Origin of the sequence: Staphylococcus sp. AtDRG32 (assembly GCF_004365845.1) — a bacterium.
Lineage (GTDB): Bacteria > Bacillota > Bacilli > Staphylococcales > Staphylococcaceae > Staphylococcus > Staphylococcus hominis.
Map to the genome: position 1 here is coordinate 490,129 of NZ_SODE01000001.1, position 14,325 is coordinate 504,453.

Consider the following 14,325-nt stretch of genomic DNA (forward strand, 5'->3'; position numbering starts at 1 on the left):
GCTACGATTAATGATTATTCTATAATAAAATAATTAAAATTTTATCAGTCTTAATGCGTAATATTCAACTATTTAGGCTAAAAAAAGCTTTCGATAGAAAGAACTTCATGGCTCTTCCATCGAAAACTTTTAAATACATAAAGTATACTATTTTTTAGCTAAAAATTTATTGTATATTCTTGCACCAACAAATGCGCCAATCATTGCACCAGTAGTCATAGCAAGATTAGTAAAAATTTTATTAACAGGATCTTGTTTATCTTCTTCTTCATTAGCTAAATGATTCATATGGTGTTTAAACACATCCATCACAAACTTATGTGCATTGGCTTGAGTAAACTTATAAACTCCCCATGGTAATGTTGGTTCATATTCATGTAATGCTACAATACCTTCATTAGTATCTAATATACGCCTAAATTCAAATCGCGCATTACCGCCGTCTTTAGCCATTGCTAAATCTCCACCAACAATTTTATATACAATCATTTCACTCGTAGAATCATGATTATGTCGTGTCATTTTTAAAATGAATTTCTTTATTAATGGTAATTGAATATTAAATTCATGCTCATTAATGGTACCATCTATTAAATGAAGCGTAATATCATTTATAAATTCTGCATATTCTCTTGTTACATCACGCATTGAATAACTTTCAGGAATTTTAAAACGCGTTATTGCTCTAACATCTTTCACTTCATTTTTCTTATCTTGCTTTGATTTAGGTTTAGACTGTTTTGTAGTTATTGTTTGTTGTTCATCTTGTTCTTCTTTCAGTGCTTTTCTTACACTTTCTTCATAATTCATTTTCCCTAATGATATTTCAGGTTTTATACGCTCAGGCTGTGGAATCATATCATGCACTAAACTATCCATAAGTGGGTATACCATTTCTTTAGGTACTTGCGAAATCAGTCTAACCCAAAATCGACTTAACCAAATAGGAATAATTGGTAAATTCAACATAGGTAAACGTTTATCAAGAATAGCCGCTGTACGTTCAAATAATTCTTGATAATTCATTACCTTAGGTCCTGTAATATCAAATGCTTCATTTTCTTGTGGAGAACGTTCAACTAACATAGCTAATTTATCAATAACATCATCAATAGATACTGGCGCAATCATATTGTGAGCCCAGTTCGGTAGAATCATTGCTGGCAAACGCTCTATCATTCTTTTTAAAATAGGATATGAGCTACCTTTTGAACCTATAATTAGACCAGCACGTAATGTGCTTACAGGGATGTCATAATATCCTAATATTTTTTCACATTCTAACCGACTTTTTAAGTGAGGTGATAACTGAGTATCATTTGGGATAATACCACTCATAAATATAATATGTTTAACACCTTGCTTTTTTGCTGCACGTCCAAAATTATCAGCTAGTAGTGCATCCATATCTTCGAAATTCGCTTGTGTAAGTTTAGCACTTGGCATCATTGAATGAACAAGATATATCGCAGTATCTATACCTTCCATTACCTCAGTTATAGCATCTAAATCAAATAAATCCGCTGATTTCCAAGTTACATTTCTTTCATTTTTTTTATTTTGAGCATTTCTTGATATTGCGATAATCTCATGATTATCTTTTAATTTATCTTTTAAATGACTACCGATATATCCAGAAGCCCCAGTTAGTAAAATCTTGCCCATAATTTTATCCCTCTTCCTATATCTATCATAAACATACGAGAAATATTCCATCACTTATTATGTGTTATAACCTAGTTCCTCTTCATCTAAACTTGAAACTCTATTCAGCTATATTTTCAAACTATTATTATTTAATATTTATATACTTTAAAAAAAACGCTCGTAATCCTTAATTAGGTTACAAGCGTTCTATCTTTATTGAATTAAACTAAAGTTTTTACGACTTCTTGACAACGTGGACATAAATGATCAAGTTCACCAACAGATCCTAATGCTTCACTATAATTCCAACATCTTTCACATTTTTCACCTGAAGCATGGTCAATACGAATGTCACCATGTTGATATTCATTTCCATTGTCTACTTTTTCAGTCACTTCAACTTGAGAGACGATAAATAATTGTTGTAAGTCATTAAATTGTTGTAAAAATTCTGCAGCTTTAAAGTGATCATTGTTTCCAATCACTACTTTAGCTTCAAGAGATTTACCGATAACTTTTTCATTACGTGCTGCTTCTAATGCACGGTTTACATCATCACGTAATGACATAAATTGATTCCATTTATCTAATAACTCTTGATCAACGTCCACAACTTTTGGCATATCTGCTAAATGAACACTTTCTTCTTTAACATGTGGTGTATGAGACCATACTTCTTCGGCAGTGTGTACTAAAATAGGAGCGAGTAATTTGGTCATATCTACTAAAATTTGATACAACACTGTTTGCATGCTACGACGTTTATGTGCGTCTTTTTGTTCAATATACAGAATATCTTTACCATAATCTAAATAGAAGTTACTTAATTCAACATTGATAAAGTTTTGAACTTCTTGATAAATATTTAAGTAATCAAAGTTATCATAGTGATTAATAGTACTAGCAGTGAATTCACGTAAGCGATTCAATAAGTAGCGATCTACTTCTAATAATTCATGTTCAGGTACACTGTCTGTTTCAGGATTAAAGTCGTTAATATTACCTAACATAAATCTTAAAGTATTTCTGATTTTTCTATAAACATCAGACGTTTGTTTTAAAATTTCATCTGAAATACGTACATCTGCTAAGTAGTCTGTACTACTTACCCATAATCGTGCAATATCTGCACCTTTTTGTTTTACTACTTGATTAGGTACGATAACGTTACCTAAAGATTTACTCATTTTTTTACCTTCGCCATCCATTACGAAACCATGTGACAATAAGAATTTATAAGGCGCTTGTTCTCTAGTCGCAACTGCTGTAGTAATTGAAGAGTTAAACCAACCACGATATTGGTCACTACCTTCAAAATATAAATCGGCTGGGAAATGCAATTCTGGACGAGTTTCTAACACGCCTCTATGAGATGAACCAGAGTCAAACCAAACATCCATAATATCTGTTTCTTTAGTAAATTCTCCATTAGGGCTTCCAGGATGTGTGAATCCTTCAGGTAATAAATCTTTAGCTTCTCTTTCAAACCAAACATTTGAGCCATATTCTTCAAATAAATCAGCTACATGATTGACTGTTTCTTTTGTCATAATAATATCGCCATTTTCAGCGTAAAATACAGGCAATGGTACACCCCATACACGTTGACGAGAAATCACCCATTCACCACGATCACGAATCATATTATAAATACGTGTTTTACCCCAATCTACTTTAAAATCAGTTTCTTCAATCGCATCTAAGATATCTTCTCTCACTTTATTAATTGAAGCAAACCATTGAGGTGTTGCACGGAAAATAACTGGTTTTTTAGTACGCCAATCATGCGGATAACTATGCGTAATAAAGTCTAACTTTAATAAGGCACCTTTATCAGTTAAAAGGTCTGTTACAGCTTTATTTGCTTTATCATAGAACATACCTTCAAATTGTCCGCCTTCCTCGGTGAAGACACCTTTATCATCCAAAGGACTGATAACAGGTAAATCGTATTTTTGACCTACAACATAGTCATCTTCCCCGTGACCAGGGGCAGTGTGTACACAACCAGTACCAGCATCAGTTGTTACATGACCACCATTAATGACTAAGGATACTCGATCTATGAAAGGATGTTGTGTTTCAACATACTCTAACTCTTTCCCTGTAAATTCTTTTTCCAATTGAATAGTATCTTTATCCCAACCTAATGCTTCAGAAACGCTTTCAGCTAAAGCTTCAGCAATCACATATTTCTTACCATTTACATTATATTGACCATATTTCAAGTCTGGATGAACTGTAATTGCTACGTTAGAAGGTAATGTCCAAGGTGTAGTTGTCCAGATAATAAATTGAGCATCCTCATCGATAGTACCTTTTGAATCTTTAACATCAAAGGCTACATAAATAGATGCTGAACGTTTATCATGATATTCAATTTCAGCTTCAGCAAGTGAAGATTCACTTGATGGTGACCAATATACCGGTTTTTTACCTTTATAAATTAAACCTTTATCAGCCATTTCGCCAAACAAACGAATTTGAGCTGCTTCATATTCAGGTTTAAGAGTAATATATGGATTATTAAAGTCCCCACGTACACCTAAACGTTTAAAATCTTGTTTTTGAAGTTCAACTTGTTCTAAAGCAAATTCTTTACATTTTTCTCTAAACTCAGCAATTGACATTTTTTTGCGATCAACGCCTTTTTTAGTCAATGCTTGTTCAATTGGTAAACCATGTGTGTCCCATCCTGGAACGTAAGGTGAGTAAAATCCTTGCATCGTTTTATAACGTACAATAATATCTTTAATAATTTTATTTAATGCATGTCCCATGTGAAGATTACCATTTGCATAAGGTGGGCCATCATGCAAAATAAATGATTGATTTCCTTCATTTTTCTCTAAAGCTTTTTGATAATGATTATTTGCTTCCCATTGCTCTTGAATTTTTGGCTCTTTATTAGGTAAACCTCCTCGCATTGGAAAGTCAGTTTTAGGCATTAATAAAGTTTCTTTGTAATTCATATTTTCCACTCCTTAAATATAAAAAGAACTCTAAGTTCAATTAATAGGGACGGGAAACCCGCGGTACCACCCTTCTTAACTCAACTTAGAGTTCTCTTCTTAATATTATAAAATTTTAATTTGCCAGTGATATAAAAAATAGACTTATATTAGGCTTGCACCGTGTCCTAACTCGCTGTGAAAAGTTTATTATTTTTTACGTGTCTGACATTTTATTAACTATTTATTTGATGATGATTCGCTACTTGAAACATCCTTATTTTCAGAAGTAGACTTATTTGTATTAGTTGTTTCATTAGAATTGATTGACTGATTTTCCTCATTTGATACTGTCTCAGTTGTTTCACTCGTTGGAGTTTCACTATTCGCATTTGGATTTACATCTTGTGGATTTAAATGCTGTATGTTTTCTTGTGTCACTTGTTCTGCATCAAAATCATAATTTAATAAGTAATCCCAATCATCATTTTTCAATAAATCCAGCTGTGCTTCTACAAGCATACGAAATCTTGATCTAAATATTTTAGATTGACGTTTCATATCTTCAGTTTGGAAAGATAAATGACGTGCTTTTTCAATAGCATCATTTACAATCACATCAGCTTGCGCTTTTGCTTTAGAGATAATTGCTTCTGATTCTTTTGTGGCAGCAATTTTTGTTTGTTCTCCAGCTTGTTGAGCTTGAATAAGCGCATCACTTACTGATTGATGAACATCTTGATAAGATTTAATATTAGTATCTCTCTCTTCAAGCACTTTTTCAAGTTGTTTTTTTTCTTCTTTAAGTCTTTCAATCTCATTACTTAATTGAGTTAAAAAGTCGCTAACTTCAGCAGGCTCCAAACCATTTTTCACTCTTGTAAATTCCTTATTTCTTATTTCATTAGGTGTAAAAGCCATCTGTTATCCTCCTTAAAACAAACCATCATAAAGGTGTTTTTATTATTTATCAATCAATATCATTTACTTAAATAGTGTTTGATACGTTATATGAACTTTTTCTTTTTTAGTTTTGCCACCTATATCAATAATTCGAGCACGTCCAAATCCTTGAATAGAGAGCAAATCATTGTTTTGAAGTTGAAAATCGGGAGAATCGATTAAAGTATGATTCACTTTTACCCGTTTTTTTTCAATTAATTGTTTAGCAATTGATCTAGATTTTCGAATCATTTCTTTTAAAACGACATCTAATCTTAAAGCACTGACTGTACTATGATGAATATTCCAATTCTCTTTTGATTGTATCATATCTTTAAATGGAATAGAATCAAGTTTGACTGTAGCACCTTTAATCTTTGTTAATTCCATCATAATATATGATTCCAATTGCTTTGTCAAAACAAACTGAATCGTATCACCAACAAGTATATCTCCTACTTGTTCTCTTTCTATACCTAAAGACATTAAAGTTCCAAGTACATGTTGATGTTGAATAGACACAAATTTCTCAGGATAATTAATTTGGATTAATACTTCTTCAAAATCACCTTCAGTAGGTTCAAAATAACTAGGCGCAATAATTGCTCTCTTTCTTTCTGCCGATTGACCACCGAAATAGCTCACTTTCATATCTTCAAAACTACCGACGATGACTTCTAATATATATTGTTCTCTAGGATCTAAAAATGAAGTCAATACAGGTGCATATTGTTGATTAACTTGTTCACATTTATCTAATAATTGATTAATAAGTGGTTGTTCTTCATTTCTAAAGTGCTGATAAATATCGATGATTAACGCCTCCTCTTTTAAGTGTTAAAGAGCCTGAGACATTATGCATATCACAGGCTCTACTAACTTATTATAAAATTATTTTAGTATTAAATAATTTAATATCATATCAAAAATACTTTGCAATCCATATTGAAATAATACAAGTACAAATAATGCTACAATTGATGAAATATCAATCATACCAATGGGTGGAATAATCTTTCTAAATGGCTCTAAGAAAGGTTCATATATCTTACTTAAAAATGATCCAAATTTAGATTCTCTAATTGTTGGAACCCATGAAGTAAAGAAATAAATAATCATTCCCCAATAATAAATTTGAACTAGTAATATTATAAAGTTAAATATACTAGCTAATATACCAACATCCATATATTATATTCTACTCCTTAAATTATTCGTAATGTTGTTGTGTATTCATCTGTTCAAGGTGATCGGTAATACTACCTGCCACCTCAACATTATCAGGTGTACAAAGGAAGATATCAGCACCTACACGTTGTATATCTCCGCCAATGGCATAAACTGTTCCGCTTAAGAAGTCAATAATACGTTTCGCTGATACTTTATCAATACGTTGTAAGTTAATTAATGTCGCACGACGATTTTTAAGTTCATCTGCAATGTCTTGAGTATCTGAAAATACACGAGGTTCAAATAAGCACATTTTTGAATTTTCGTAATTACTATAACCTGTACCAGCTGATTGATTCATAGTAACAACATTTTTTGAATTAGACTTATTTGATGTATTTCCCATACGATAATTCCTTTCTTCAGTATTGTAATTTTTTGATACTTTCTTTTGAGGTACAGTTTTTAAGTGATTTTGATTATTCTGTGTTCTTTCAATAGGTTGCTGTTGCATATTACGATTTTGATTTTCTTCATTTTGTGTTACACGCTGTTGTCTTTCAGCAGGGCTTTCGACTTCTTCTTCATCTTCCATTAGGAAAAAATTATTAAATAAATCCTTGATAGCCACGGGGCTCACTCCTCTTCTCCAACAAGTTTAGTCCCTATTCTTATAAATGTAGCACCTTCTTCTACAGCAATAGTATAATCATTACTCATTCCCATAGATAAATATTCACATGGTGCATAATTCAATTTAAGGTTTTTAATTTCATCTCGTTTTAATCTCAATTGTTTAAATAACTGATGTATGTAGTCCTTATCATCGGTATAAGGCGCCATTGTCATTAATCCAACAATTTTAATATTGTCGAATGCTTTAATTTGTTCAATAAAATCATTAACTTCACTAAGCGCAATACCATGTTTAGTTTCTTCACCAGAAACATTCACTTGGATAAAGCATGAAATAGTGTGAGTTGCTCTTTTATTAATTTCTTTTGCTAAACTCAAACGATCTAGTGCATGTAAATAATCGATGTCATTAATCACATCTTTTACTTTTCTAGACTGCAGTGAACCGATAAAATGCATTGTAACATCTTTAGGTAAGGCTTGTTTTTTTTCTAGAAAACCTTCTACTCTATTTTCTCCAAAGTGTCTTAAACCAGCATCATACGCTTCTTTTGCTCGGTCTATTGTAACATATTTTGTTACTGCAATCACGTTTGGAGCGGTCTTAATCACACTTTTTTCAAGATGATGATTAATTTCCGCTTGTATTTTTTCTAAATTTTCTGTCACTTTCATTATATATCAACCTCTTAACTTTGTAATGACATAAAGGATTATAGTGATATAACTGCATTACACTACACTTCTCCTTTTTGACCTATAAATGCTAGCATCCTGCCAGTTTTACCTTTTTCAACACGATAAGAGAAAAAAAGCGATAAGTCTTCTGATGTAGTGTATTTTGTAATATTAATATTTTCAGCTGGTACGCCACTATTTTTTAATAATAAAGCGTTAGCTAATTTTAAATCAATACCATGTCGATCAGTATCTCGTGTTTCAATATATTTGTCAGAATTAATAGGCAATGTTTCAAATTTATTTTTAATATCATCATTTATTTCATAGGTTGAAGAAGTCGCTGGACCTATGACTACATTTAAATCTTGATAGTCAAATTCTACATATTTAAGCATTTCTACTACTATTTGACCATATGTTCCTCTCCACCCCGCATGAGCTAGAGCGATAAAATGATGTTTTTCACTATAAAAATATACAGGTACACAATCAGCATAACACATCGTTAATAATATATCTGAATCATAAGTGTACATACCATCAATTCCATATAATTCATTACCTAATGCCTTAATATTAGCGCCACAATGTGCTTTAGTAATGTGAGCGATATTATTTTCGTGTGTTTGAATAGGAAAAACCCATTGTTGTGTAGGAAAGTTGATAGCATTAGCTAATATCTCTTGATGATGCGTCACATGACTAGGTTCATCATCAATATAACGTGCCATATTAAATGCATCTCTTGGATATGGACTTTTTCCATCTTCACGTGTAGTAAAACCAAGTGTTAACTGATCATATTGTGATGTATAACTCAAATAATGTGGCTGTTTTATAAATTTTTCCACGTTGTGAAAACCACCCTCACTTTTAAGAATAATCATATCTAGACTATTGTTTTATATTTTATCTGCATTTCGATTAAAAGATGTATATAAATGTATTATATAACATATTTCTTTTTAAATTAAACAAAATAAAAAGAGCAGCATTCTCCTCAGAAATCACTGCTCCTTATTTTATATTTATGCTTTAATATTAGCGTCTAGTTCTTCTAGAACGTCTTTCTTCTCTATTACGAATAAAGCTAGGAATATCATCATCTTTAGTAGTATGACTTCTTTCGCTTAGACCATCAGAAGGACGTGAATTAGATGTACTATGTGTGAATGAGTCTTCTTTTGGTGCACTTTGAGTTGATGGACTAGAAGTTGCACTTGAACCAAAACCAGTACTTGACGCTTTACGTCCTTGAGATGTTGGTTTGTCTTCAAATCCAGTTGCGATTACTGTTACAACAATTTCATCTTGTAATTCTGGATTAATTACAGTACCGAAAATCATATTTACATCTTCATCTGCTGCATCTTGTACAATATCAGCTGCTTCTTGAGCTTCGAATAAAGATAAAGATTCGCCACCTGTAATGTTCATTAACACACCTTGAGCACCAACAATTGATGTTTCAAGTAATGGAGATGAAATAGCTTTTTTAGCAGCTTCCACTGCTCTATTTTCGCCTGAAGATACACCAATACCCATTAATGCAGAACCTTGGTTAGACATAATTGTCTTAACGTCAGCAAAGTCTAAGTTCACTTCACCTGATACAGCGATTAAATCAGAGATACCTTGAACACCTTGACGTAAAACATTATCTGCTTCTTTAAATGCTTCCATCATAGGAGTTGATTTATCAACAATATCTAATAAACGATCGTTAGGGATAACGATTAATGTATCAACTGCCGCTTTCATAGCTTCAACACCTGCTGCTGCTTGTGTAGAACGTTTACGTCCTTCAAAGCCAAATGGACGAGTTACAACACCCACTGTTAATGCTCCCATTTCTTTAGCAATTTTAGCAACTACTGGTGCAGCACCTGTACCAGTACCGCCGCCCATACCAGCAGTAACGAATACCATATCAGCGCCTTGAATAGCATCTTCAATTTGTTCACGTGATTCTTCAGCAGCTTTTTTTCCAATTTCTGGATTTGCACCTGCACCTAAACCACGTGTTAATTTTTCACCGATTTGTATTTTAGATTCTGCTTTAGATAAGTTTAAAGCTTGCCCATCAGTGTTAATAGCAATAAATTCAACATTGTTCATTCCATGATCAATCATGCGGTTAACAGCGTTGTTACCGCCGCCACCTACACCGATAACTTTTAATGTCGCCAAATGATTAAATCCTTGTTCAAATTCTAACATTTATTTTTCCTCCTAGTCTTAATGGCCAATTATTCAAATAGAGATTTCATAAGCTTTTTAAATTTGCTTTCTTCTTTATCAGATTTTTCATGTTCATCATCATAATGATGTGTTCCATCTTGATGGTTGTTTTCGTCATACGTTTCATAATCATCATGTTTCTCCGCTTTTTCACGTACTTCTGGCTGATGATTTTCGTCAGGGTCTTCGTTTTTATTAGATTTACGTTTAAACCAGTCAAAGCCACCTGATTTTGAAGTATGATTGTGTTCGTCATTTTCAATGACTTCTTCTTCAAATTCATCATTATCTTGATAATTTATTGTAACATAATCTAATAATTCATCAAATGTGATACTACTAGATATTGTAGAAATCGCTGAAGTAAATTCAGGTTTTCTAATTCCCATTTGAGAAGGTGTATGGATTCTTATTTTTTCATTAACCATTGTACTTAGTAATTCTTTAACGCCCAATAAGTTTGAAGAACCACCTGTAACAATGAATCCACCATTTACTTTAGTTAATCCTAAATCTACCAACACATCAAATACTTCATCAAAGATATCTTGCACTGTTCTTTCAATAACTGCACTTAAATCTTTTTGAGTATACTCTACTAATTCGTCACTATCTACCTGATCAACACTGAAAACGTCTTGATCAGACGCTGATTGTGTATAAGCATGTCCATATTGATGTTTAATTTTTTCAGCTGTTTCATATGTAGTGTTTAATTCTTCTGCGATATCATCTGTAATATCACGTCCAGCTAATTCAATTGAATCGGCATCTACAAGTTCACCGCGTTCATAAAAGGCGATTTGAGTGAGATCTTCACCAATATCAATTACACATGCACCTAATTCTTTTTCAGTTGCAGATAAAATAGAGCCATAGTTATAAGCATCTGAATAGACGTCCAATACATCTACTCCACAAGATTCTACACATTTAATCATATTAATTAGAATTGACTTGTGAATTGCAATAACACCTGCTTCTACTTTTAACGAGTGTCTTGCAATGAGTTCTTTAGGATCCGAAACCTCGTTATCTCCATCTACAATGAATCTAATCGGAAACACATCAATAACTTCTGTATCAGGTACATCATTTTTTTGACGTATACCTTCCAATACTGTTTCAATATGTGATCCACTAATTTCTGTATCTTCGTAAAAATCAATTTCGTTTTCTTCATCGTACACTTCAGTACCAATGATAGGTAATTTTAAGAAAACTTCTTTTATATCCACACCTGATGCGATAGAAGCTTTTTTAATTGTATCTTTAATTGCTTGTTTCGCAATATCAAAATCATCAATCAATCCATTCTTAATACCGCTAGTGTAGGTTTGCCCTGTACCTATCACATTAATACCATTGTGAAATTTTTCGCCTACTATTGTTTTAACACTTGATGAACCAATATCTATGCTTACATAGTAATGTTCCTCCATAGATAGGCACCTCCTGACAAAATACTATTAAAATACACTATATTTAGTTTACAATACGTCGTTTAGCTTGTGAACTATAAACACATATTATTATCGAAATTTTTTAATTATTTGTATCCGATTGTTCGCTTATTTTATTTAATGCACTTTGTAATTCATTTTTTGCTTCTGTTTCTTGCTGTGTTTTTTGACGAACATTTTGATCGGACTTAGAATTAATACTGCTATTTTCATTATATGGAATAAATGATGCTCCTACAGATAAATCAATATATCCTTGTGTTTTTAATTGACCTGAACTATCTTTTGCAAGAGATTGAGACATTTGAGGATAATACTCGATTTTGTTAGCTAGAGTATTGATGTCTCCTACTACTTGCATGCCATCTTTCATATATAAAAGGACTCGATTTTGTTGATTCTGTAAAGGTGCATATTTTATTTCTGAAATCATATCTCTCGTTTCATTAGACATTTTAGATAATGCTTTCGTGATACTATTTAAATTGTCACCTTTAAAATCTTCTAACACAGGTGCACTATTCGCAATATCACCATTATAATTGTCTAATTTTTTATTTCCTTCAATTATTGGCACATATTTATTTTTATCTTTTACAATACCTACTAAATTATTTTCAATAATTTTAACATTTAAAGTATTAGGCAACTGTTTATTAATCTGAACATCTTTGATTAATGAATTTTTCTTTAAATTATTGATAGCTTTGCTTTTACTAAAAGTATAAATGCGTGATCCTTTTTTGATATTTAATTCTTTTTCAACTTGACTATCACTTACATTATGATTACCACTAATATTAACATGAGAAATTCTACTTAATGGTGTAAACATATATAGTAGAAATAATATAATTAAAAGTATTAAAGTAGTAACAATAATATATTGAATACGTTTTTGTCGCTTTCTTTTATCTATCTTTTGTTGTTCTCGTTTTTCAGCTACCGTTAAGTGACTATATTTATCATTTTGAAATTTATTGCGTTTTTCTCTTAACCTTGTTTTTACTTCTTTCTTTAAATTTTCACCTTTATTTTTCGAAGAATTTAAAGATTTATTTGACCTTCTATCATTTGAAAGATTCTTTTCTTTTTGGAGTCTATCTTTTGATTTAACATCATCTTTAATTTTTTTATTTTTATCATTTTCTAATTCAGTTTTGTCTTTATCAAATGAACGCTTGATAGAACGAATCTTTTTATTTCTATTGCCCCTTGTATCATCCAATTACTTCACATCCTTTAATTAAGATGGTAGGTATGCACGGAAACTTTCAATAAATCTTTCGCCACGTTCTTCAAATGTTTTATATTGATCCCAACTTGCACATGCTGGTGAAAGTAAAACAACATCATTAGGTTCAATGACATCTTGAACTTTTTTTACTGCATCTTCTATATCAACTGCTTTGATTACTTCTTTACCTTGACTATTACCTAATTTAGCGAATTTATCTTGAGTTTCACCGAAAACTACCATTACTCTAACATGTTTCATGTAAGGAATTAATTCATCAAATCCATTACCTCGATCTAAACCACCACATAACCAGATAATAGGTTGTTTAAATGAATTTAAAGCAAACTGTGTTGCTAATGTATTGGTTGCTTTAGAGTCATTATAGTATTTATTTGTTCGATTCGTTCCAATATATTGTAATCGATGTTCAATACCTGAGAATGTTGTTAAACTATCTACGATAGCCTTAATTGGCACGCCTGCAAGTATTGCAGCTAAAACAGCAGCTAAAATATTTTCTAAGTTATGTTCTCCCGGTAAAACTAAGTCATCAATATTAATAAGGTTAACATTATTATAAACGATATAATTATCTTTAATATAGATGCCATCTACTTCTTGTTGAGTAGAAAAATATAATGTTTTAGCTTTTAAATTTTCAGTTTCAATTAAATGACGTTGATGATAATTACAAATCAAATAATCATCTTCTGTTTGATTTTTGTAAATACGTCGCTTCGCATTTTGATAATTTTCTAATGACTCATGATAATCTAAATGAGCAGAATAGATATTTGTAATGATGGCAATGTGAGGTCTGTAATGTTCAATGCCAAGTAATTGGAATGAAGATAATTCAGTGATTAGATATTCATCAGGTGACGTTTCTTGAGCTACTTTAGAAGCAACATACCCAATATTTCCTGAAAGTCTTCCAGTTAATCTACTTTTTTTAAACATATCTCCAATGAGAGAAGTTGTTGTTGTTTTACCATTTGTACCAGTTACGGCGATAATTGGAGCTTCAGAAATTAAATAACTTAATTCTACTTCAGTTAAAATTTTAAGACCTCGTTGATATGCTTCATCAATAATTGAAACTGTATAAGGTATACCTGGGTTTTTAACAATAATTGGGTTGCTATCAAGTAATGATAATGGATGACCACCATCAACAATTTTCACCCCTAATGTTTCTAAGTCTTTTGCATGGGGATCTTTAGATAAATCTTTCCCATCATTTACAGTTACATTTGCACCTAATTTAACTAATAACTTAGCAGCTTCATAACCACTTTTTGCTAATCCAACTACAAGAACATCTTTATTCTCTAATCCTGTATAATTTAGCATT

At 31.6% G+C, this 14,325-nt stretch carries 12 protein-coding genes; all 12 read right to left on the reverse strand.

Going from position 1 to position 14,325, the window contains the following annotated elements; all coding sequences use genetic code 11:
• Positions 1-147 precede the first annotated feature (147 nt).
• The 12 genes from BDW25_RS02340 to murD all read right to left on the reverse strand — a co-directional run bounded on the left by BDW25_RS02340 (position 148) and on the right by murD (position 14,324).
• On the reverse strand, positions 148-1,665 hold the full coding sequence (locus tag BDW25_RS02340) for an NAD-dependent epimerase/dehydratase family protein (protein WP_064206887.1): 1,518 nt from the start codon (positions 1,663-1,665) through the stop codon (positions 148-150).
• Positions 1,666-1,868: 203 nt separating this feature from the next.
• Positions 1,869-4,619 carry an isoleucine--tRNA ligase gene (ileS, locus tag BDW25_RS02345; RefSeq protein WP_133944749.1) on the reverse strand — a complete coding sequence of 917 codons (2,751 nt, stop codon included), beginning with the start codon at positions 4,617-4,619 and terminating at the stop codon, positions 1,869-1,871.
• Positions 4,620-4,838: 219 nt separating this feature from the next.
• The gene (locus BDW25_RS02350) at positions 4,839-5,519 is read right to left on the reverse strand and encodes a DivIVA domain-containing protein (protein ID WP_002448772.1); all 681 of its coding nucleotides are present in this window, start codon (positions 5,517-5,519) and stop codon (positions 4,839-4,841) included.
• Between the two features lie 63 nt (positions 5,520-5,582).
• Positions 5,583-6,356 carry a YlmH family RNA-binding protein gene (locus BDW25_RS02355; protein WP_049418215.1) on the reverse strand — a complete coding sequence of 258 codons (774 nt, stop codon included), beginning with the start codon at positions 6,354-6,356 and terminating at the stop codon, positions 5,583-5,585.
• 75 nt (positions 6,357-6,431) lie between these two features.
• Positions 6,432-6,728: a YggT family protein gene (locus BDW25_RS02360; RefSeq protein WP_002448805.1), complete on the reverse strand. Its 297-nt coding sequence runs from the start codon at positions 6,726-6,728 to the stop codon at positions 6,432-6,434.
• Between the two features lie 22 nt (positions 6,729-6,750).
• On the reverse strand, positions 6,751-7,341 hold the full coding sequence (locus BDW25_RS02365; RefSeq protein WP_133944751.1) for a cell division protein SepF: 591 nt from the start codon (positions 7,339-7,341) through the stop codon (positions 6,751-6,753).
• Between the two features lie 5 nt (positions 7,342-7,346).
• On the reverse strand, positions 7,347-8,021 hold the full coding sequence (locus BDW25_RS02370; RefSeq protein WP_002455459.1) for a YggS family pyridoxal phosphate-dependent enzyme: 675 nt from the start codon (positions 8,019-8,021) through the stop codon (positions 7,347-7,349).
• Positions 8,022-8,083: 62 nt separating this feature from the next.
• Entirely contained in the window at positions 8,084-8,878 is a 795-nt protein-coding gene (pgeF, locus tag BDW25_RS02375) for a peptidoglycan editing factor PgeF (RefSeq protein ID WP_002448754.1), read from the reverse strand.
• A gap of 190 nt (positions 8,879-9,068) precedes the next feature.
• A complete protein-coding gene (ftsZ, locus tag BDW25_RS02380; RefSeq protein ID WP_002448818.1) occupies positions 9,069-10,247 on the reverse strand; it encodes a cell division protein FtsZ in 1,179 nt (392 codons plus the stop codon).
• A gap of 29 nt (positions 10,248-10,276) precedes the next feature.
• The gene (ftsA, locus tag BDW25_RS02385) at positions 10,277-11,710 is read right to left on the reverse strand and encodes a cell division protein FtsA (RefSeq protein WP_002448732.1); all 1,434 of its coding nucleotides are present in this window, start codon (positions 11,708-11,710) and stop codon (positions 10,277-10,279) included.
• A gap of 103 nt (positions 11,711-11,813) precedes the next feature.
• A complete protein-coding gene (locus BDW25_RS02390) occupies positions 11,814-12,959 on the reverse strand; it encodes a cell division protein FtsQ/DivIB (protein ID WP_002455461.1) in 1,146 nt (381 codons plus the stop codon).
• 18 nt (positions 12,960-12,977) lie between these two features.
• Positions 12,978-14,324: a UDP-N-acetylmuramoyl-L-alanine--D-glutamate ligase gene (gene murD, locus BDW25_RS02395; protein WP_002448780.1), complete on the reverse strand. Its 1,347-nt coding sequence runs from the start codon at positions 14,322-14,324 to the stop codon at positions 12,978-12,980.
• Between the last annotated feature and the right edge of the window lies 1 nt (position 14,325).